This window comes from Frateuria sp. GZRR33, assembly GCF_051900425.1.
Taxonomy (GTDB): domain Bacteria; phylum Pseudomonadota; class Gammaproteobacteria; order Xanthomonadales; family Rhodanobacteraceae; genus Frateuria_A.
Map to the genome: position 1 here is coordinate 250,971 of NZ_JBHZGK010000001.1, position 20,040 is coordinate 271,010.

Annotated in this window: 18 protein-coding genes, 1 pseudogene and 1 riboswitch; of the genes and pseudogenes, 13 read left to right on the plus strand and 6 right to left on the minus strand. The window is 70.1% G+C overall.

Annotation, left to right across the window (positions count from 1 at the left end):
• Positions 1–402: 402 nt before the first annotated feature.
• Positions 403–1,224, plus strand: a complete 822-nt coding sequence (locus tag ACFWZU_RS01130; RefSeq protein ID WP_439699572.1) for a hypothetical protein — start codon at positions 403–405, stop codon at positions 1,222–1,224.
• A gap of 81 nt (positions 1,225–1,305) precedes the next feature.
• Positions 1,306–3,234, plus strand: a complete 1,929-nt coding sequence (locus ACFWZU_RS01135; protein ID WP_439699573.1) for a hypothetical protein — start codon at positions 1,306–1,308, stop codon at positions 3,232–3,234.
• 187 nt (positions 3,235–3,421) lie between these two features.
• Here ACFWZU_RS01135 and ACFWZU_RS01140 read toward each other — a convergent pair whose 3' ends face one another.
• From ACFWZU_RS01140 to ettA, 5 genes are all read right to left on the minus strand, one after another.
• A complete protein-coding gene (locus tag ACFWZU_RS01140; protein WP_439699574.1) occupies positions 3,422–4,573 on the minus strand; it encodes an FG-GAP repeat domain-containing protein in 1,152 nt (383 codons plus the stop codon).
• 118 nt (positions 4,574–4,691) lie between these two features.
• Positions 4,692–5,030 carry a TfoX/Sxy family protein gene (locus ACFWZU_RS01145; protein ID WP_439699575.1) on the minus strand — a complete coding sequence of 113 codons (339 nt, stop codon included), beginning with the start codon at positions 5,028–5,030 and terminating at the stop codon, positions 4,692–4,694.
• Positions 5,031–5,103: 73 nt separating this feature from the next.
• Complete coding sequence (locus ACFWZU_RS01150) at positions 5,104–6,258, minus strand: hypothetical protein (RefSeq protein WP_439699576.1); 1,155 nt, start codon at positions 6,256–6,258, stop codon at positions 5,104–5,106.
• Positions 6,259–6,426: 168 nt separating this feature from the next.
• Positions 6,427–7,254 carry an orotidine-5'-phosphate decarboxylase gene (gene pyrF / locus ACFWZU_RS01155; protein ID WP_439699577.1) on the minus strand — a complete coding sequence of 276 codons (828 nt, stop codon included), beginning with the start codon at positions 7,252–7,254 and terminating at the stop codon, positions 6,427–6,429.
• Positions 7,255–7,491: 237 nt separating this feature from the next.
• Positions 7,492–9,150: an energy-dependent translational throttle protein EttA gene (ettA, locus tag ACFWZU_RS01160; RefSeq protein ID WP_439699578.1), complete on the minus strand. Its 1,659-nt coding sequence runs from the start codon at positions 9,148–9,150 to the stop codon at positions 7,492–7,494.
• A 155-nt stretch (positions 9,151–9,305) separates the two neighbouring features.
• On the opposite strand from ettA, the pseudogene ACFWZU_RS01165 reads away from it, so the two are divergent.
• The 9 genes and pseudogenes from ACFWZU_RS01165 to nusB form a co-directional block, all read left to right on the plus strand.
• Positions 9,306–10,112, plus strand: a pseudogene (locus ACFWZU_RS01165) (DUF817 domain-containing protein); the annotation flags it as partial.
• A 117-nt stretch (positions 10,113–10,229) separates the two neighbouring features.
• Entirely contained in the window at positions 10,230–11,483 is a 1,254-nt protein-coding gene (gene glyA / locus ACFWZU_RS01170; RefSeq protein ID WP_439699807.1) for a serine hydroxymethyltransferase, read from the plus strand.
• Positions 11,484–11,584: 101 nt separating this feature from the next.
• Positions 11,585–12,097, plus strand: coding sequence for a transcriptional regulator NrdR (gene nrdR, locus ACFWZU_RS01175; protein ID WP_439699579.1), 513 nt, complete (start codon positions 11,585–11,587; stop codon positions 12,095–12,097).
• Positions 12,098–12,220: 123 nt separating this feature from the next.
• Positions 12,221–13,369: a bifunctional diaminohydroxyphosphoribosylaminopyrimidine deaminase/5-amino-6-(5-phosphoribosylamino)uracil reductase RibD gene (gene ribD / locus ACFWZU_RS01180; RefSeq protein WP_439699808.1), complete on the plus strand. Its 1,149-nt coding sequence runs from the start codon at positions 12,221–12,223 to the stop codon at positions 13,367–13,369.
• Between the two features lie 117 nt (positions 13,370–13,486).
• A riboswitch (FMN riboswitch) is annotated at positions 13,487–13,633 on the plus strand.
• Between the two features lie 123 nt (positions 13,634–13,756).
• Positions 13,757–14,398: a riboflavin synthase gene (locus tag ACFWZU_RS01185; RefSeq protein ID WP_439699580.1), complete on the plus strand. Its 642-nt coding sequence runs from the start codon at positions 13,757–13,759 to the stop codon at positions 14,396–14,398.
• 92 nt (positions 14,399–14,490) lie between these two features.
• Positions 14,491–15,582, plus strand: a complete 1,092-nt coding sequence (ribBA, locus tag ACFWZU_RS01190) for a bifunctional 3,4-dihydroxy-2-butanone-4-phosphate synthase/GTP cyclohydrolase II (protein WP_439699581.1) — start codon at positions 14,491–14,493, stop codon at positions 15,580–15,582.
• Between the two features lie 180 nt (positions 15,583–15,762).
• A complete protein-coding gene (gene ldcA, locus ACFWZU_RS01195; RefSeq protein ID WP_439699582.1) occupies positions 15,763–16,683 on the plus strand; it encodes a muramoyltetrapeptide carboxypeptidase in 921 nt (306 codons plus the stop codon).
• 130 nt (positions 16,684–16,813) lie between these two features.
• The gene (ribH, locus tag ACFWZU_RS01200) at positions 16,814–17,275 is read left to right on the plus strand and encodes a 6,7-dimethyl-8-ribityllumazine synthase (protein WP_439699583.1); all 462 of its coding nucleotides are present in this window, start codon (positions 16,814–16,816) and stop codon (positions 17,273–17,275) included.
• Entirely contained in the window at positions 17,275–17,721 is a 447-nt protein-coding gene (gene nusB, locus ACFWZU_RS01205; protein ID WP_439699584.1) for a transcription antitermination factor NusB, read from the plus strand. Before ribH ends, nusB begins: the two co-directional genes overlap by 1 nt.
• 79 nt (positions 17,722–17,800) lie before the next feature.
• Here the strand turns inward: nusB and ACFWZU_RS01210 are convergent, their stop codons facing one another.
• Positions 17,801–18,289 carry a nuclear transport factor 2 family protein gene (locus tag ACFWZU_RS01210; protein ID WP_439699585.1) on the minus strand — a complete coding sequence of 163 codons (489 nt, stop codon included), beginning with the start codon at positions 18,287–18,289 and terminating at the stop codon, positions 17,801–17,803.
• Positions 18,290–18,436: 147 nt separating this feature from the next.
• On the opposite strand from ACFWZU_RS01210, the gene thiL reads away from it, so the two are divergent.
• Together thiL and ACFWZU_RS01220 are read left to right on the plus strand one after the other, a co-directional pair.
• A complete protein-coding gene (gene thiL / locus ACFWZU_RS01215; RefSeq protein WP_439699586.1) occupies positions 18,437–19,399 on the plus strand; it encodes a thiamine-phosphate kinase in 963 nt (320 codons plus the stop codon).
• A gap of 42 nt (positions 19,400–19,441) precedes the next feature.
• On the plus strand, positions 19,442–19,945 hold the full coding sequence (locus ACFWZU_RS01220) for a phosphatidylglycerophosphatase A family protein (protein WP_439699587.1): 504 nt from the start codon (positions 19,442–19,444) through the stop codon (positions 19,943–19,945).
• The last annotated feature ends 95 nt before the right edge of the window (positions 19,946–20,040 follow it).

Consider the following 20,040-nt stretch of genomic DNA (forward strand, 5'->3'; position numbering starts at 1 on the left):
CATGAACGGCGCCGCACGAGGCCGCGCATGGCGGCTGACGATGGCGGGCCGTCATGGTCGTCCTCAAGCGCGCGAGCGCGGGCGGGGCGGTCATGGCGGGGTGCGGCGGGTGCCGCCTGTGTAGCCTTGTGCGATCGGTGCGCGCGGTCAAGTTGCAATGCGGGCGGGAACCCCCTGGAAACGTGATGGTCTTGCGAAGGCGGGCATGAGACGGCCCGCTTCCCCACGCACGGAGCTTTTCCCATCGTTTCCCCGCCGCAGGTCCCGCCCCATCGTTGGCGTCCCCCTTCGCCGCGCGCCGGACTGGCGCCGCTGGACGAGGACACCCGCGCGCTGCTGCGCGCCCGGCGCGAGCGGACGCCGCCGCGCGAACCCTGGCGGTATCGCCTCGCGCTGGTCCTCATGCTGGCGCTGCATGGCCTGTTCGCCATTGTCGTGTGGTGGGAGATGCAGCCACGGCCGGCGCGCGAAGTCGTCCATGCCCGCGTCGGCGGTGCGTTGCAGGTGCGCCTGATCGCGCGTCCGCCCGCGACGGCTCACGCAGCACCGCCTGCCGTGCCGAAGCCACCGTCCGCCACGCCGGCGGCACCACCGGTGCGCGAGCGGCCACGCCAGGACGCGATGACCGCCAGCCTCCCCGCCCCGGCCAGCGCCGTGACGGCCGTGACGCCACGCCTCTACGACAGCCCCGGCCAGCCCCTGCTTCCGGCTGGCGCCGCGACCGTCGCCACGCCGACGCCCGGCTACGTCCAGCGCATGCCACAGGGCGACAGCCGGGTGATGCGCCACGACACGCCGATCAAGTACCAGGCCACGCGCTTCGAGGAGTACTTCCCGCCGCCGGACGAGACGATCCTGGGACAGGCCCGCCGCGGCATCCTCCGCGCTACCCACACCGGCGAAAAGAAATCGGTCAGCCTCGGCCATGGCATCCACCTCAAATGCAAGACGCTGTTCGGTATCCCCACGCCCAATTGCACGATGCCGCCCGCGCCACCCTCGAAGAAGGACGGGGACGAGCGCCTCGACATGGCCCCGGCGCCGCTGGCCAGGGAACTGGAGCCGCCGGCGCGCAAGCTGTCCGAGTGCATCGCCCTATACCGCGACGGCAAGCCGCTGCCGCACGGCTGCCCGGTCGATACGCCCGCGCGCGCGGTGGATGCCGAATGCGGCGAAGCGCGCCAGGCGGGCAAACCGTTGCCGGCGCATTGCCGCAAGCCGTGACGTGCGCCATCGCAAGGCGGGCGCATCGGCCGGCGTTTCACGCGCCCGCGGCGCAGCCACCCCGCAAGCTACACTTTCGCCATGCCCCAGCCCCCCGCGGACAAGCCGAGCGACTCGCCCGCCGACGCGCGCCCGGTGGTCATGCTGCGCTCGCCGCGCGAGGCCGCGTCGGAAGCCATCGTCTACCGCCGCCGGCGCGCTGAACGGCCGCACGACCGCGGCCTGCGCATCGCCGGCCTCGCCGGCACGTTGCTGGTCCATCTGATGGTGTTGTTCGGGGCCATTCTCGGCCCTGCCTACGACCTGCAGGAACCCGAATACAAGAGCGAGCCGCTGCAGGTGCGCCTGATCGACAAGCCCGAGCCGCCGCCTCCGCCGCCGGTGCGCGGCACGCCGCCCAAGCGCGTGGGGCCCCGCCACCGCGGCAACACGAGCACGGCTACGGCGACGCAGGCGCCGGCTACGCCAGCGACACCGACGCCCGCCAGGCCCGACACGCCAGTCATCACCGTGACTGCACCCAAGGCGACCATCGAGATTGCCAAAGCCGCCGCGCCGGCCCCGCCGCGAACGCTGCCGCGTCCGCAGCCCACGCCGGACCTCACGCCCGTGCCGCTCGCCGGCACGCCGCCCCGGATCAACCTGGACACGCCGGCGGCGATACGCCCGGTACCACCGAAATTCCAGCCCGAGCCCGTGCGCAAACCGCAGCCCGAAGGCAACCGGCCGATGCCCACGCCGCCTTCGCTGGCGATGCCTGCCGTGCCCGCGCAGGCGGCCCCGCCAGTGGCGGCTCCCCGCATTGCGCTGGACCAGGTGGCGCCGCCGAAGGCGCTGCCGCCCAGTACGGTGGAACTGGTGCGTCCGCAACCGCCGGCCGCGCCAGCCACGCCCGAGGTCGAGGCGATTCCGTTGCCGGCGCAAGCCGCGCCCACCATCAACCTGGCGCCACAGCTCAGCGCGCCGACGCCGCTGGTGCCCCGCGAACGCCCGCGCGTTCAGGCGCCCAGCATCCAGCTCGCCGAGCCAAGGCTCTCAGCCGTGCCGCTGGAGGCGACGGCCGCACCTGCCGCGCCGCAGCCGGCCGCGCCCGCCATCGACGTGCCCGCCATCGACCTGCCCACGGCGAACGCGCCCGCGGCATCCATTGTCCTGGCCCGCCCGCAGGTCGCCGTCACGCCCTCGAGCGAACCCACGCCGGGGCAAGCGGCCGCGCCGGCCGCACCCGCCGGCGAAGCCGCCACCGCACCGGGCAGCGCGAGCGCGCAGGAGAACGCGCCTGCCAGTGCCCCCGAGGCGGCACCACAAGGCAGCGACACCGGCACCCCGGGCGCCCGCGAAGGGGCGCCCGAGACCGCCAACGCCAACGGCACGCCCGCCCCGCAGGCCGGGCAGGGCAAGGGGCAGGGCGAGGGCAGGCAGGGCAACGCGCAGCCGGGTGCGGCCGAGGGCGTCGGGAAAGGCCGGCTGGGCAGCTACATCCAGCTCAAGCCGCACGGTGACGCCGAAATCATGGACCACCGCGCGCCCGACATCGGCTATCGGCCGACGCGCTTCGAAGACGACTGGGCGCCCGAAGGCGAGAGCTCGATCGACACTGCGCTGCGCCACGCGGTCGAGAAGACCACCATCAAGCACACCTTCCACCTGCCGCGGGGCGTGCGGCTCAACTGCAAGGTCAGCCCGCTGTTCCCCCTCGCGCTGTTCGGCTGCGGCGGCGATCCGCCCGCGAAAGCCGCGAGCGATCCGGACCTCTACAAGCGCCTGAATCTGGCGCCGGTGGAGTCGCTCGATCCGACGGCATCCGCCAGCGTGGCGAAACCGGCCACGACGCCCGTCCCTGCTGCGCCCGTCCATCTGGACAATGCTGCGCAGTGTGCCGCTGCCCGCGTCAGTGGCGGTCCGTTGCCGCCCGGGTGTCCGGACGTCGTGGACGGACCGCCACGGCCGATGCGGGCCCCCGCGCCGGCGACCAGTTCATGGGTACCTGCGAGCGACCAATTCCGCTGAGGTACAGCGTCGACGGGGGGCGTCGCCGAGTCGATTGGGCGACGGACGTCCGTTTGCAGGCCGGCCAGGGCGGGCTCGAGCCCACCCCGATCACGTGGCGGGGCACACCGGCCTCTTGCGGGACGGGACGCAAGGGACTGGGCGTGTCCACCGCGAAAGCGGATCGCCCACCGAGGCGTGGGCGTGACTACGGATTCCTTGCGGACCTCGACCCCGTACCCGCCGACGGCTTGGTCGGCCGGTTGAGGTAGACCGCATTCACGCTCTGGGAGTTGGCGAACACCAGGTCGGGATAACCGTCCCCATCCATGTCGCCGGCCGCGATGCCATAGGTGTCCGCATCGTCGTCGCCGAGCTGCACGCGGGCGAAGTGCTTGCCCGAACCGTCATTGAAGTAGACCGCGTTCGGCTGGCCGTCGTTGCCCTCTACCAGGTCAAGGTCCCCGTCGCGGTCGAGATCGGCGGCCGCCAATGCGTAGGTCCGCGCGTCCGCCGGGCCGAACGGCACGGCTTGCGCGAACCGGCCCGATCCACTGCCCAGGTAGATCAGGTTGGCGCCGTCGACCACGCCCAGGGCCAGGTCCGGCGTGCCGTCACCGTTGAAGTCGCCGGCCACGACCCGGCGGGAATCGGCGACGCTACCGGGCAGGGCGTACTCGGTGAAGCGGCCGGAGCCATCGCCAAGCAGCACCACGCTGGCCTGCCGGTCCCTGCGAGCGAACGCCACGTCGATATGGCCGTCCCGGTTGAAGTCGGCAGCTGCAACCGATGTCGATGCGCCGTCCGCGCTGCCGAGCGTGTGGGGGGCACCGAACCCGCCCTTGCCGTCGCCGGGGTAGAACACGTCCGGGTCGTGCCGCCTCGCCAGGACCAGGTCCGGTGCGTGGTCTTCGTTCACGTCGGCAAGGACCGCGCCCCGCGCGTTGCCGCCGCGCGTGCCCAGCCGCAGGCCGGGCGTGAAGTTCCCCTTGCCGTCGCCAAGAAACACCTGCGGCGGCAGTACGTCGTGGACGACGACTGCATCCAGATCCTTGTCCCCGTCCAGGTCGGCCAGGCCGATGGCGTAGCTGGGCATGGCCGCGTTGCCGATGGCGCGGGCTTCCAGCAGGCGGCCGTTGCCGGCGTTGAGGAAGGCGAAGTCCGGCTGGGCCCAGTGCCTGCCATTGGCGACCACCGCATCCAGGTCCCCATCGCCATCGAGGTCGCCCAACTGCACGTCGGCGCTCATCTGTTCGGACAGGTCGAACCACAGGAACGGGTCCGCCTCGAAGCTGCGTGCCTGGGTTGGCGGCGGGGCAACCAGGGCGGAACCGAGCAGGATGCAGAAGATCGAAAGCATGTCGTGTCCCTTGTTTGCGTGCGGTGGCGGGGCCGCGGCCACGCGCTCTGAGGCCGAACGCACGTCCTGCCCTTGCAGCCGTGCGGGCGACCGACCCGCTGTGGGTGCAGCGTCTGTCCTACTTCCGTGGGCCTCGCGTGGCTGATTTGGGTTTGGGCGTGGGCAGGGCCGTCGCGGTCGAGACGAGAAGGGCCTGCAACCGGTCCGCATCGTCCAGCCATTCGTCCGCGACAGGATAGGGTTTGGCGCCAGGGTAGGGTGGGTGGCGCGGCAGGGCTGCCGTCAGAGCTGCAGTGGCGTCCACCCCCTTGACGAACAAGCTGTTGTCGCAGGCGAAGGCAACCACTTTGCCGTCGACGTAGATGCCGTACTCGCCGAACATGCGCTTGAAGCCGATGCGGCCGCCGAGGCCGGATTGCTCGATGACGTAATCGACAAAGGAAGGATCGGTACTCATCAGTCAGTGCCTTGGTGTGGCGGCTGTACATGCGTTCCGCGGCTGCCGGCGGGCCAGAATGGATCGGCGCTGCCTACGAGCCGTTCCCGTTTCCACCCAGCTCCCGGACCAGGGACTCCAGTGTGGCGTACATCGGCAGGCTCTGGCCGATATCGTATTGCCCCGCGGCCACCTCGGTCCGCGCCTGGCGGCAGGTTTCGGCCCGCCCCGAAGGGTCCTCATCGAGGAGCCTGCTGGCCGCGTCGTCGCCCTGCTGCCGCACCAGTGCCATCTGGTTGGCAAGGATGCGTTGCGCCGCTTCCTCGCCACTGGACTCCCGCACGGCAGTGACCAGCGCGGTCTGGTACATCCGGCTGGCGTCCAGGAAAACCCCGTTCCGGCCGCGCTCCTGCCATGCCCGGAGCAAGCCCTTGGGCGGTACAGACGCACCGGGCATCGCGTCACAGGCAGCAGCCAGCGTGGACAGGTAGTGCTGGAGCGTGATCGTGAACCCGATGGCTTCCCAGCGCGCCTCGACCTCGGCCGTGTCGGTCGACCGGCGGTTCCGGGAGGCCGAGGTCGTCAGCGGACCGGTATGCGCCCTGATGCGCGCGACGCAGGAGGGGTAGGGCGGCTCTTCCCCGGCCACCTCGTCGCACAGCGTGACGGGCAGCAGCTCCTTCAGGCGCCCGGACCACAGGTCGGCGTCGATCCGCGGCGGCAGGTCCTGGCCACGTCCGCGCTCGAACCACTGCAGCGTGTAGTAGCTATGCGCGCCCTTCACGACCACGATCAATGCGGTTTCGCCGCGCGCCGCCTTGTCTCCCGCGACGCGGCCGCAGCCAGCCACCGCGGCAAAGGCCTCATGGCCGTCGACGGCGGGCGGGTCGAGCTCGATGCCGTAGTAGGTGTCCGGACAGCGCTGCCTGAAGCCGGTGGCGAGGTCGCTTGCGAACTCCTGTGGCGTGCGGTCCGAGTTGGCGGCGCCCGCCTCGGCCTCGAGGGTGATGCGCTGGGACCACGCCCCGGCGGTCTCCTGATCGCGTAGCGCCTCGAAGAGGTAGTGGGTGCCGTGTGTTTCCTCGTTCGCACGGTGGAAGCCTGTCGGCATGCGCCAGGCGACGAGCTGGCCGAAGACCGGCATGATCGCCATGACGGTGTCCTGATCCCGGGCGCGTGCGCCCGGTGGCATGGCCAGCGTGCCTGCCAGCACAACGATCCCTGCCCTGACCCATTGCCTGCCTGCCATGTCCGCGCCTTGTCCGTATGGCGAGCCGGCAGCTTAGGGACTCCCTGCTGGCAGGCCATCAGCCATGCGCTGAGGCCGGCGTAGTCCTTGCGCGCAGTGGAAGGGCGAATCGGCGCGCGAGCGTGCGGGCGACTGCGCGGGACTGGTGCGGGCGCAAGCCCGCAAAGCTCAACGGCAGCGGTTGATTTGCGCGCGCAGGCTTTCGGCGGCCTCGCGGGCGGCGGTCGCGAAGTCTTCGCCGTTGCCGGCGTAGAGGATGGCGCGCGAGGAGCTGATCATCAGGCCGGTGCCGTCGGCGGTGCGGCCGTGGCGCAGGACGGCTTCGACGTCGCCGCCCTGGGCGCCGATGCCGGGGACGAGCAACGGCATGTCGCTGACCAGGGCGCGAACTTGCGCCAGCTGTTCGGGCCAGGTGGCGCCGGTGACCAGGGCGCAGTTGCCGTTGCCGTTCCAGTCACGGGCAATGGTGCGGGCCAGGTGCTGGTAGAGCGGCAGGCGTTCGCCGCCGGTGCTTTCGACGATCAGGTCCTGCAGGTCGGCGGCGCCGGGGTTGGAGGTGTGGCAGAGCAGGATGACGCCCTTGTCGGCGCGTTCCAGGAAGGGCTGGATCGAGTCGCGGCCGAGGTAGGGGTTCAGGGTGACGGCGTCGGCCTGGTAGCGCTCGAAGGCTTCCGTCGCGTAGTGCCGGGCGGTGGAACCGATGTCGCCGCGCTTGGCGTCGAGGATCACCGGGATGCCGGGGTGCGCGTCGTGGATGTGGGCGATCAGTCGTTCGAGGGCGTCTTCGGCGCGCAAGGCGGCGAAGTGGGCGATCTGGGGTTTGTAGGCGCAGACGAGGTCGGCGGTAGCATCGACGATGGCGCGGCAGAAGGCGTAGACCGCGTCGGGCTGGTCGCGCAGGTGGGCAGGGAATTTGGCGGGCTCGGGGTCGAGGCCGACGCAGACGAGGGAGTTATTGCGCTGCCATGACTGGTGCAGGGACTGCATGAAGTGCATGGGAGGCTCCTCGTTGGTGGTGGTGGTGGTGAAGTTCGAGGCCAGCTTGGCCCCTCACCTCAATCCTCCCCGGAGGGGAGAGGAAGCGAAGGAGGCGCTTCGCGCTGCTTTGTCTCGATTGAAGCGGGCCCTCACCCCAACCCTCTCCCCGGAGGGGAGAGGGAGCTGGAGCCACGGGCCTCCCTTGCCCAACCCTCTCCCCGGCTTTGCCGGGGGAGAGGGAGTAGCAGCGGCGGCTTAGGCCAGCTTCTTGTACTTAACGCGCTTGGGACCGGCGTCGTCGCCCAGGCGGCGCTTCTTGTCGGCTTCGTACTCGTTGTAGTTGCCGGGGAAGAACTCCACGTGCGAGTCGCCCTCGAAGGCGATGATGTGCGTGGCGATGCGGTCCAGGAACCAGCGGTCATGCGAAATGACCACCGCGCAGCCGGGGAACTCCAGCAGCGCGTCTTCCAGCGCGCGCAGGGTCTCCACGTCCAGGTCGTTGGACGGCTCGTCGAGCAGCAGCACGTTGCCGCCCTGCAGCAGGGTCTTGGCCATGTGCAGGCGGCCGCGTTCGCCGCCGGACAGGTTGCCGACGATCTTCTGCTGGTCGGTGCCCTTGAAGTTGAAGCGGCCGATGTAGGCGCGCGACTGGATCTCGAAGTTGCCGATGGTGAGGATGTCCGAACCGCCGGAGACCTCCTGCCACACGTTGTTCTTCGCATCGAGCGCGTCGCGCGACTGGTCGACATAGGCGAGCTTGACCGTGTGGCCGAGCTTGACCTCGCCCGAGTCCGGCTGCTCCTTGCCCATGATCATCTTCATCAGCGTCGACTTGCCCGCGCCGTTGGGACCCATCACGCCGACGATCGCGCCGGCCGGGATCTTGAACGACAGGTCATCGATCAGCAGGCGGTCGCCGAAGGACTTGGACACGTTCTTGAACTCGATCACTTCATTGCCCAGGCGCTCGCCCGGCGGGATGAAGATCTCGTTGGTCTCGTTGCGGCGCTGGTATTCGACCGAATTCAGTTCCTCGAAGCGGTTGAGGCGCGCCTTGCCCTTGGACTGGCGGCCCTTGGCGGCCGAGCGGATCCACTCCAGTTCCTTTTCGATCGCCTTCTGGCGCGACTTCTCCTGCTGCGCTTCCTGCTTCAGGCGCTGGTCCTTCTGCTCAAGCCACTCGGTGTAGTTGCCCTTCCACGGAATGCCGCGGCCGCGGTCGAGCTCGAGGATCCACTCGGCGGCGTTGTCCAGGAAGTAGCGGTCATGGGTGACCGCCACCACGGTGCCGGGGTAGTCCTGCAGGAAGTGCTCCAGCCACTCGACCGACTCGGCGTCCAGATGGTTGGTCGGTTCGTCGAGCAGCAGCATGTCGGGCTTGGACAGCAGCAGGCGGCACAGCGCCACGCGGCGCTTCTCGCCACCCGAGAGCGGGCCGACCTTGACGTCCCACGGCGGCAGGCGCAGTGCGTCCGCGGCCACTTCGAGCTGGCGCTCCAGCGCGTGGGCGTCGTTGGCGGCAAGCAGGTTTTCAAGCTGCTCCTGCTCCTTGGCGAGCGCGTCGAAATCGGCGCCTTCCTCGGCGTACGCCGCATAGACCTCTTCCAGGCGCTTCTGCGCGTCGAGGATCTCGTGCACGCCTTCCTCGACCACTTCGCGGACGGTCTTCTCGGGATCGAGCTGCGGTTCCTGCGCCAGGTAGCCGACCTTGATGCCCGGCTGCGGACGGGCCTCGCCCTGGAAGTCGGTGTCCACGCCGGCCATGATCTTGAGCACCGTGGACTTGCCCGCGCCATTGAGGCCCAGCAGGCCGATCTTGGCGCCGGGGAAGAAGCTGAGCGAGATGTCCTTGATGATCTGGCGCTTCGGGGGAACGATCTTGCTCACCCCGTTCATGGTGTAGATGTACTGCATGCTTCGGCTCCCTAAGGGCGTCCGCGGGCCGCAAAGGCGGTCCGGCGGCTAAAGGCGGGGAAATGACCGCCAATTATCGCCGATCGGGCCCCGTCTTGCCATGCGGCGGGCCTTTGCGCCCCGGAGCCTTGGGGTTTTGCCGCGGGGAGCGGGCGATGGAAGCGATCGGCGGCGTACGCGGTTCGAGGCGTGGCTGGCGCGGGCTGGAACGGTGGGTCGGCCGGCAGGCGGCCCGCCGCGGGCGGCTGGCGACGTTCGCCTACGAGTTCGTCTGCTTCGGCGTGAAGCAGGCCTCCGCCTGCCTGTTCGGCGGGTTGATGGTGGCACTGCTGCTGGCCTCGTGGCGCTGGTACCCGGCCGAGGCGCCGCTGGCGCGCTACGACTTCATCACGCTGATGGCGATCGCCATCCAGCTGGCGCTTCTGGCCACCGTGCTGGAAAGTCCGCGCGAGGCGCGGGTGATCGCGTTGTTCCACGTCGTCGGCACCCTGATGGAACTGTTCAAGACGGCGGTGGGCTCGTGGACCTATCCGGAGCCGTCGCTGCTGCGCCTGGGCGGCGTGCCGCTCTTCTCCGGCTTCATGTACGCCTCGGTCGGCAGCTACATCGCGCGGGCCTGGCGGCTGTTCGACTTCCGCTTCAGCGCGCACCCGCGCTTCGCGCCCGCCGTGGCACTGGCGCTGGGCATCTACGCCAACTTCTTCACCCACCACTACCTGCCGGACGCCCGGCCGCTGCTTTTCGTGGCGCTGGCCTGGCTGTTCCGGCGCACCTGGATCCACTACCGCATCCGCCGCGTGCACCGGTGCATGCCGCTGCTGCTCGGTTTCGTGCTGGTGGCGTTGTTCATCTGGCTGGCGGAGAACGTGGGTACCTTCAGCCGCGCCTGGCTTTATCCGGCGCAGCGGCACGGCTGGTCGATGGTGCCGCTGTCCAAGCTCGGCTCATGGCTGCTGCTGATGGTGATCAGCTACGTGATGGTCTGGGCGCTGCACCGGGGCGGCGCCGATGGTGGCCGCAAGCCCCCGGCGGGGCTACACTTTCCGGCTTGCACCCATCCCCACCCGCCGAGGCGACGCATGTTCCCGACCGATTGCACGATCGAAGGTTTCGACCCTGAGCTGGCCCGCGCCATCGCCGACGAAGCGCGCCGCCAGGAAGACCACGTCGAGCTGATCGCCTCGGAGAACTACGCCAGCCCGCGCGTGATGGAAGCGCAGGGCTCGGTGCTGACCAACAAGTACGCCGAGGGCTACCCGGGCAAGCGCTATTACGGCGGTTGCGAGTACGTGGACGTGGCCGAGCGCCTGGCGATCGACCGCGTCAAGCAGCTGTTCGGCGCCACCTACGCCAACGTGCAGCCGCATTCGGGCTCGCAGGCCAACCAGGCGGTGTACCTGGCGCTGCTGCAGCCGGGCGACACCATTCTCGGCATGAGCCTGGCCCACGGCGGCCATCTCACCCACGGCGCCAAGGTCAACATCTCGGGCAAGCTGTTCAACGCGGTGCAGTACGGCGTGAACGAGGCCGGCCTGATCGACTACGACGAGGTCCAGCGCCTGGCCAGCGAGCACAAGCCGAAGATGCTCGTCGGTGGCTTCTCCGCCTACTCGCAGGTGGTCGACTGGAAGCGCATGCGCGAGATCGCCGATTCGGTCGGCGCGATCTTCTTCGTCGACATGGCGCACGTGGCCGGCCTGGTCGCCGCCGGCGTGTACCCCAGCCCGCTGCCGCACGCGCACGTGGTCACCTCGACCACCCACAAGACCCTGCGCGGTCCGCGTGGCGGCATCATCGTCGCGAAGGACGCAGGGGAGGAGATCGAGAAGAAACTGCAGTCGATCGTCTTCCCGGGCATCCAGGGCGGCCCGCTGATGCACGTGATCGCGGCCAAGGCAGTCGCCTTCAAGGAGGCGCTGGAACCGGACTTCAAGGCCTACCAGCAGCAGGTCGTCAAGAACGCCCAGGCGATGGCCAGGACCATCATCCAGCGCGGCTACAAGATCGTCTCCGGCGGCACCGAGAACCACCTGATGCTGGTCGACATGATCGGCAAGGGCGTCACCGGCAAGGACGCCGAAGCGGCGCTGGGCAAGGCGCACATCACGGTCAACAAGAACGCCGTGCCGAACGACCCGCAGAAGCCTTTCGTCACCTCGGGCCTGCGCGTGGGCACCCCGGCCGTCACCACCCGCGGGTACAAGGAAGCCGACTGCATCGATCTGGCCAACTGGCTGTGCGACGTGCTGGATGCCCCGGCCGACGAGGCCGTGATCGCCAAGGTTCGGGGACAGGTCGAAGCGCAGTGCAAGAAATTCCCGGTGTATGCCTGAAGGGCCGCGAATGGAGAATGGTCAATCGCCAATCGTAGAGGCGGTTTCCTCGGGCTCTGGCTCTTTACCATTGTCTGTTTCCCACTGACGATTCCGACCTGATGCATTGCCCCTTCTGCCAGCACGAAGACACCCGCGTGATCGACTCGCGGCTGACCGAGGACGGCGCCACCGTGCGCCGTCGTCGCGAGTGCCCGCAATGCGGCGAGCGCTTCAACACGTTCGAAACGGCGGAGTTGAAGCTGCCAGCGATCGTCAAGAGCGGCGAGCGGCGCGAGGCGTTCGACGAGCGCAAGCTGCGCACCAGTTTCGAGCGCGCGCTGCAGAAGCGTCCGGTGGCCAGCCATGACGTGGACAACGCGGTGCGCGAGATCATCAACGACCTGCGCCGCAGCGGCGAGCGCGAGGTGCCTTCGCGCCAGGTCGGCGAACTGGTGATGCGCGAGCTGAAGAAGCTCGACCAGGTCGCCTACGTGCGCTTTGCGTCGGTCTATCGCAAGTTCGAGGACGTGCAGGCGTTCCGCGAGGAAATCGAGAAGCTCGAGCGCGATCTGCCCGGTCTCGATGGCCTGCAACTGCCGCTGCTCGGCAGCGGCAAGCGGCCCGCCAAATAGCCGCGGACCGAAGTAGGGTGGGCTTCAGCCCGCCGGCTCTGATGCGGAGGAAGCGGTGGCTGAAGCCCACCCTACGATAGTGGCGCCATGACCGAAGCGTTCTCCAGCATCGACCACCTGCACATGGCGCATGCGTTGCGCCTGGCCGAGCGCGGCCTTTATACGACCCAACCCAACCCGCGCGTGGGCTGCGTGATCGCGCACGGCGAGCGCGTGGTCGGCGCCGGCTGGCACCAGCGGGCGGGCGAGCCACATGCGGAGGTGTTCGCCTTGCGCGAAGCGGGCACTGCCGCGCGGGGCGCCACGGCCTATGTGACGCTGGAGCCCTGCGCGCACTTCGGTCGTACCCCGCCGTGTGCCGACGCGCTGGTAGCCGCGGGCGTGGCGCGGGTGGTGGTGGCGGCGGAAGACCCGTTTCCCGCGGTTCGCGGGCGAGGGCTGGAGAAGCTGCGCGCGGCAGGCATCACGGTGGCATCAGGGCTGCTGCGCGAGCAGGCGCGCGAACTCAACGTCGGGTTCTTCAGCCGGATCGAGCGCGGCCGGCCGTGGGTCCGGGTGAAACTGGCGATGAGCCTGGACGGCCGCACCGCGCTGGCCGGCGGCGAGTCGAAATGGATCACCGGGGCGGCCGCGCGGGCGGACGTGCAGCGCTGGCGCGCACGGAGTTCGGCGATCCTGACCGGCAGCGGCACCGTGCTGGCCGACAACCCGCGCCTCACCGTGCGTTTGCAGGAAGGCGCGGACCGCCCCCGGTTTTCCGCGCGGATGGCCGGGGCAGGGGACAACTCCCTCTCCGCCGACCCCGCCGGGGGAGAGGCGGCGGCCTTTTCCCCGGCAGCACCACTGCGCGTGATCCTCGACCGCCAGCTCCGCACGCCCGCCGGCAGCCACGTGCTCGATGCGCAGGCGCCAACCCTGCTCATGCATGCGGCCAACGCGCCGGTGCCACCGCACCTCGCGGGCGCCGATCGCATAGCGCTGCCGGAAGGACCAGGCGGCCTGGACCTGCATCTCGCACTCGCCGAGCTCGCCCGCCGCGACATCAACGAGCTGCACGTCGAAGCCGGCCCCACGTTGTGTGGGGCGCTGCTGGCGGCCGGCCTGGCCGACGAACTGCTGCTCTATATCGCGCCCGTGTTGCTCGGCGACACGGCACGCCCCCTGCTGGCCCTGCCGCCGCTGGCGCGGATGGAGGAGCGTTGGCGCCTGCGCACGCTGGACCGGCGCATGGTGGGTGAAGACATCCGCCTGCAGCTGCGAGCGGAGGTGTAGGAGCGCACCCTGTGCGCGACCACCATGCGGCGCCGAACCGCGCGTTCGCGCGCAGGGTGCGCTCCTACAGGGATCGGGGCGCCGGTGGTAGACTTCGGCGGCCGGCTTCGCCGGCACACGCGTCTTCAGGGCGGGGCGAAATTCCCCACCGGCGGTAGGTTTCGCAAGAAACGAGCCCGCGAGCGCTTCCGCCTCGGCGGAAGGTCAGCAGATCCGGTCGAACACCGGAGCCGACGGTCACAGTCCGGATGAAAGAAGACGGTCGCGCGCATGGCTGCCAAGGCCGTGCGTGGGCCTCATGCCTTGGGGCGTTCTCGCTCGACGTCACGGAGAACGTTTCATGTCCCCATCCTTCTGTTTCGCCGCCTCCGTCCAGCAGGTGCGCTGATGTTCACCGGCATCATCCAGACCGTCGGCCGTATCGCGCGGCTCGAACCGCGCGGCGGGGATGTGCGCCTGCACGTCGATACCGCCGATCTCGACCTGGCCGACGTCCAGCCGGGCGATTCGATCGCCGTGTCGGGCGTGTGCCTGACGGCGATTTCGCTCGGCGAGCACGGCTTTGCGGCCGACGTGTCCAACGAAACCCTCTCGCTCACCACCCTGGGCCAGCTCAAGGCCGGCGATCCGGTCAACCTGGAAAAGGCGCTGCGGCTGGCCGACCGGCTGGGCGGACACCTGGTGTCCGGCCATGTCGACGGCGTGGGCAAGGTGGTCTCGATCGCGCCCGACGCGCGCTCGCAGCGCTGGACCTTCGAGGTGCCGTCGCAGCTGGCGCGCTACATCGCCGCCAAGGGCTCGATCTGCATCGACGGCACCAGTCTGACCGTCAACGAGGTGGCCGGCACGCGCTTCGGCGTGAACCTGATCCCGCACACCGTCGCACACACGGCTTTCCACGCCAGGCGCGCGGGCGACGCGGTGAACATCGAGGTGGACGTGATCGCCCGCTACGTCGAGCGGCTGATCGGCAGCGGCCAGGCGCCGCGGCTGGACGAGGCGTTCCTCAAACAGCACGGCTTCGCCTGACTGCAAGCCGCTCTCCCGGCGAGGGGCGGTGGGGTGCGCGCCCGGCGTGCGCCCACCGGGCCTCTCATCCGCAAAGCAACCGGATCCCACGCATGCCCTTCAACACCATCCCCGAAATCCTCGAAGACCTCCGCGCCGGCCGCATGGTCGTGATCCTCGACGACGAGGACCGCGAGAACGAGGGCGACATCGTCATGGCCGCGCAGATGGTGCGGCCGGAGGACGTCAACTTCATGGTCCGCGAGGCGCGCGGCCTGCTGTGCCTGACGCTCACCGAGCAGCGCACGCGCCAGCTCGGCCTGCGCCCCATGGTCAGCGACAACACCTCGCCGTACCACACCAACTTCACCGTCTCGATCGAGGCGGCCGAGGGTGTCACCACCGGCATCTCGGCGCACGACCGCGCGCGGACCATCCAGGTGGCGGTCAAGTCCGACGCGAAGCCGCAGGACCTCTCGCAGCCAGGCCACATCTTCCCGCTCACCGCGCAGCCCGGCGGCGTGCTCACCCGCGCCGGCCATACCGAGGCCGGCTGCGATCTGGCGGCACTGGCCGGGCTGGAACCGGCGGCGGTGCTGATCGAGATCCTGCACGAGGATGGCTCGATGGCGCGCCGCCCCGAGCTGGAAGTCTTTGCCGCCAGACACGGATTGAAGATCGGCACGATCGCCGACCTGATCCGCTACCGGCTCGAAACCGAGAAGACGATCCAGCGCGTGCACGAGGAAGAGGTGCAGACCGAGTTCGGCCCGTTCCGGCTGGTCGCCTGGCGCGATGCCATCCGCCACGGGCTGCATTACGCACTGGTGCGCGGCACGGTCGACGACGGCGCGCCGGTACTGACTCGCGTGCACGTGCGCAACACGCTTTCGGACGTACTCCACCTGACCCGCGACGACCTCGGACTCACTGTCACCGCCGCGCTCCGTCGCATTGCCGACGAAAGCCGCGGCGTGCTGCTGGTGCTCTCGGGCGAAGACACCGCCGAGGCGCTGCTGGCGCGGCTCAAGCGCCAGCCGGTCGCGCTGGCGCCGGAGGATGCCCAGCAGCAGGAATGGCGCCAGCTCGGGCTGGGCGCACAGATCCTCACCGACCTGGGCGTGCACAAGCTGTGCGTGATGGGTACGCCGCGCAAGCTCGTGGGCCTGGCCGGGTTCGATCTGGAAGTGGTGGAGTACGTTTGATGGCGTCGCCGGCGGCTCACGCTGTAGGAGGGCACCTGTGCGCGACCGGGAAGGTGGTCGCGCCCAGGGTGCGCTCCTGCCCGGGCAGGTCGTCGGCAGAGGCAAGGCCTCCATCGAAGGCGATCGGCAACCCGTTCGCAGCTGTCTTAGGATGACCCGCAACCCACCGCCATCAAGCCCATGCCCAACGCCCGCATCCGCCTGATCGCCCCCTCTGGTTACGCCCACGACCCCGCCGTCATGGCGCGCGGCGTGGCGCGCCTGCGCGAGGCCGGCTGCAGCGTCGAGGGCCTGGAGGTGCTGGAGCGCGCCGAGCTGCGTTTCGCCGGCAGCGATTCCGAGCGTGCGCGCGACATCAATGCGCTGGCCACGCTCGACACGCTGCCGGACATCGCCCTGGTCACCCGCGGCGGCTACGGCGCGGCGCGCCTGCTCGCCCAGCTCGACTACGACGCCCTGCGCGAGCGGCTGGCCGGTTCCAGCCTCGCGCTGGTCGGCCACAGCGATTTCACCGCGCTGCAGCTGGCGTTGTACGCCCGAAGCGGCGTGCGCACCTTCGCCGGCCCGTTGTTGGCCGACCTGGGCGCCGAACCGGCACCGACCTTCACCTGGAAGCACTTCTGGACCACGCTCTGCTCGGATGCCACCGTCGCCACCTGGCCCGGCACCGGCGAGGCCACGCTGGACGCGCAGGGCACGCTGTGGGGCGGCAACCTGGCGGTGCTGTGCAGCCTGCTCGGCACGCCGTATTTCCCGGCGATCGAGGGCGGCATCCTGTTCGTCGAGGACCTGGCGGAGCCGCCGTACCGCATCGAGCGGCTGTTCTACCAGCTGCAGTTGTCCGGCGTGCTCGCAAGACAGCGCGCACTGGTGCTGGGCGACTTCCACGCCTGCCGCCCGGGTCCGCGAGACAACGGCTACGACCTGGAGGCGGCCCTCGCGCAGCTCCAGCGCAGCGCCGGCGTCCCGGTGGTCCGTGGCTTGCCGCACGGTCATGCCGACCGTCAGCTGACGTTGCCGTTCGGCGGCCAGGCTCGCCTGCGTGTCGCGGGGGGCGAGGCACGGCTCGAATGCTCCCATTACCCGCATCCGTCCCTGTAGGGGCGCACCCTGTGCGCGACCCCGCCGCCCCGGGTCGCGCACAGGGTGGGCTCCCACAGGAGATATCGCCGGCCCAAACCCGTAAAATACCCGGCCCCGCAAGGCCTTCCCGTCTGCCCAAGGATTCGCAATGAAGATCATCGAAGGCGACTTCGCCACGCCCACGGGCCGTTTCGCCATCGTCGCCGGCCGTTTCAACGGCTTCGTCGTCGAGCCGCTGGTGGCCGGCGCGCGCGACGCACTGGTGCGCCATGGCGTGAAGGACGAGGCGATCGACCTGATCCGCGTGCCGGGCGCCTGGGAGATCGCGCTGGCCGCGCACAAGCTCGCCAACTCGGGCCGCTATGCGGCGGTGATCGCGCTGGGTGCGGTGATCCGCGGCTCCACGCCACACTTCGACTACGTCGCCGGCGAGTGCGCCAAGGGCCTGGCGCAGGCCGCCTACGCCTCCGGCGTGCCGGTGGCGTTCGGCGTGCTGACCACCGACAACATCGAGCAGGCGATCGAGCGCGCCGGCACCAAGGCCGGCAACAAGGGCGCCGACGCGGCGCTGGCCGCGCTGGAAATGGCCAACCTGTACGGGAAGCTGTGATGAGCGCACCGCAGGGCATCGACCTGGCCGCCCGTTCGCGCGCCCGCCGCCGCGCGCTGCAGGCGCTGTACGCCTGGCAGTTGTCGGGCAGTCACATGAAGGCCGTGATCGACCAGTTCCGCCATGAGCAGGACATGGAAGTGGCCGACCTGGATTACTTCGAGGACCTGCTGCACGGCGTGGAAGCGCACGTCGGCGAGCTCGATAGCGCCCTCAAGCCCTATGTCGACCGCGAGGTTGACCAGATCGATCCGATCGAGCGCGCCGCGCTGCGCCTGGCCGCCTACGAACTGAAGTACCGGCTCGACGTGCCTTATCGCGTCGTCATCAACGAGGCGATCGAAGTGACCAAGCGCTTCGGCGCCGACCACGGGCACAGCTACGTCAACGGCGTGCTGGACAAGCTCGCCGGCGAACTGCGCTCGGCCGAGAAGGGTGCGCGCTAGCCCGTAGGGTGGGCTTGGGCCCACCCCGCCGGCGCCCGTTACGGACGAGCGGCGGGCTGGAGCCCCTCCTGCGCCGTCCCTACGGCTCGCACTGGCGGCTGTTGTCGGCGATGGCCGCAATGCGCCACTGCCCATCCACCCGCACCAGGTTGAACACGTCCGTGCCGCAGTGGTGCGGCTTGCCGTCGAGCAGGAAGGTGTAGGGCGCCCACACCACCGCCAGGTCGCGGTCGACCATCACCTGCGGCTTGCCGATGCGCTCTTCGATGTTTTCCTTGCCCGGCTTCACGTGGTCGACGAAGTCGCCCAGGGTGAGCTGCACCGGCTTGCCCTCGCGCATCAGCGTCGCCGTTCCGGCCGGCAGCACCTGCGCGCGCATGGCCGCCTGGTCATGCTTGGCCATGGCGTCGAAGAAGGCATGCACCGGCTCCAGCACGCCGCGGGCGCCGGGCGTGTCCGCCAGCGCGGCGGCGCAGACCAGGATGAGGCCGCCGAGCAGCGGCAGGAGCCGCTGGTGGCCGATCGAAAGCGCAAGGGCACGGCCGTGTCGAAGCAGGGAAGGGCGCATGCTGTGTCTCCCGGGGCAAGACCCGATTCTAACCAGCGTGATCGGCGCCGGAGCCTGTGCCATTGGGCAGGGTCGGCAAGGCGCGAGGCTTGCATCCGCGGGCGGGCGGATGCTCTGCTTGCGCGTTCCCAAGACGACGGCCACGCCATGGAATTCCGCCTGATCGACCGCATCCGCGAACGCACCGCGCTGGCGCGCGAGGACGTGCGGCTGGGGATCGGCGACGATGCCGCGGTGCTCGCGGTTCCCCCTGGCCAGCAACTGGCGGTGGCGATCGACACGTTGGTCGAGGGCGTGCATTTCCCGCACGGGACCGCACCGCAGGACATCGGCTGGAAGGCGCTGGCGGTGAACCTGTCCGATCTGGCCGCGATGGGCGCGACGCCGGCCTGGGCGCTGCTCGCGCTGACCCTCCCGCAGGGCGATCCGCCCTGGATCGATGACCTGGCGGAGGGCTTCGCCCGACTGGCGCGCGAGCACGGCGTGGCGCTGGTCGGCGGGGATACCACCCGCGGTCCGCTCTGCCTGAGCGTCGCGGTGCACGGTTTCGTGCCGGCGGGGCAGGCGCTGGCGCGCAGCGGGGCCTGCGTCGGCGACGCCGTGTTCGTGACCGGGTCGCTCGGCAGCGCCGCCGGCGGACTGCGGCTGGTGCAAGGCAGGCTGCCGTTCGATCCAGGCAACGAGGCGCACCGCAGCTTGCGCGCGCGCCTGGACCGCCCGACGCCGCGCGTGCGTGCGGGCGTGGCGCTGCGCGCGCATGCGAGTGCCTGCATCGATGTGTCCGACGGCCTGCTCTCCGACCTGGGACACATCTGCGCGGCCAGCGGCGTCGGTGCCGAACTCGACCTCGATGCGCTGCCGTTGCTGCCCGCGCTGCGCAGCGTGTTTGGTCACGCCGCCGCCCGCGAACTGGCGCTGACCGGCGGTGACGACTATGAGCTTTGCTTCACCGTGCCGACCGCCGCGGTCGGCCCCATGCAGGCGGCGCTGGCCGAAGTCGGGGCACACGCCACGCGCATCGGGGCGGTCATCGAAGGGCAGGGCGTGCGGGCAATCGGCGGCACTGCACTGGCCGCGATGCGGGGCGGCTGGGATCATTTCGGTGCCTAGCCAACCCGCGCCCGCGTGCGCGCGCAAACCCACGGAATCCGCATGACCGACAGGAAGAACCTCACCCCCGACCAGCGCCGCCGCCTGCTCGCCCTGCCGGCAGGGTGGCTCGCCTGCGGATGGGGCTCGGGCCTGGCGCCCGTGGCGCAGGGCACGTTCGGATCGCTCGCGGCAATCCTGCCCTGGCTGGCGCTGCGCCACCTGGGCCTGCCGCTCTACGTGCTGGTGCTGGTGCTGGCCTTCGCGCTGGGCGTATGGGCCTGCGACGTAGGCGGACGTGCACTGGGCGTGGACGACCACCGCAGCCTGGTATGGGACGAGTTCGTCGGGCAGTGGCTCGCGCTGCTGCCGCTGCTCCTGCTGCCGGCGCCGTGGTGGATGATCGCGGTGGGCTTTGGCCTGTTCCGCCTGTTCGACGTGTGGAAGCCCTGGCCGATCGGCTGGCTGGACGGCCATATGAAAGGCGGCCTGGGCGTGATGATCGACGACGTGGTGGCCGGCGCCTACGCGGCCATCGTGCTGGCGCTGGTCGCCCTCGCCCTGTAGGAGCGCACCTGTGCGCGAGCACCGGTCCAGTTGGTGGATGGCGGTCGCGCACAGGGGTGCTCCTACAAGATCTTGAGGCCATGTCGGCGACAATG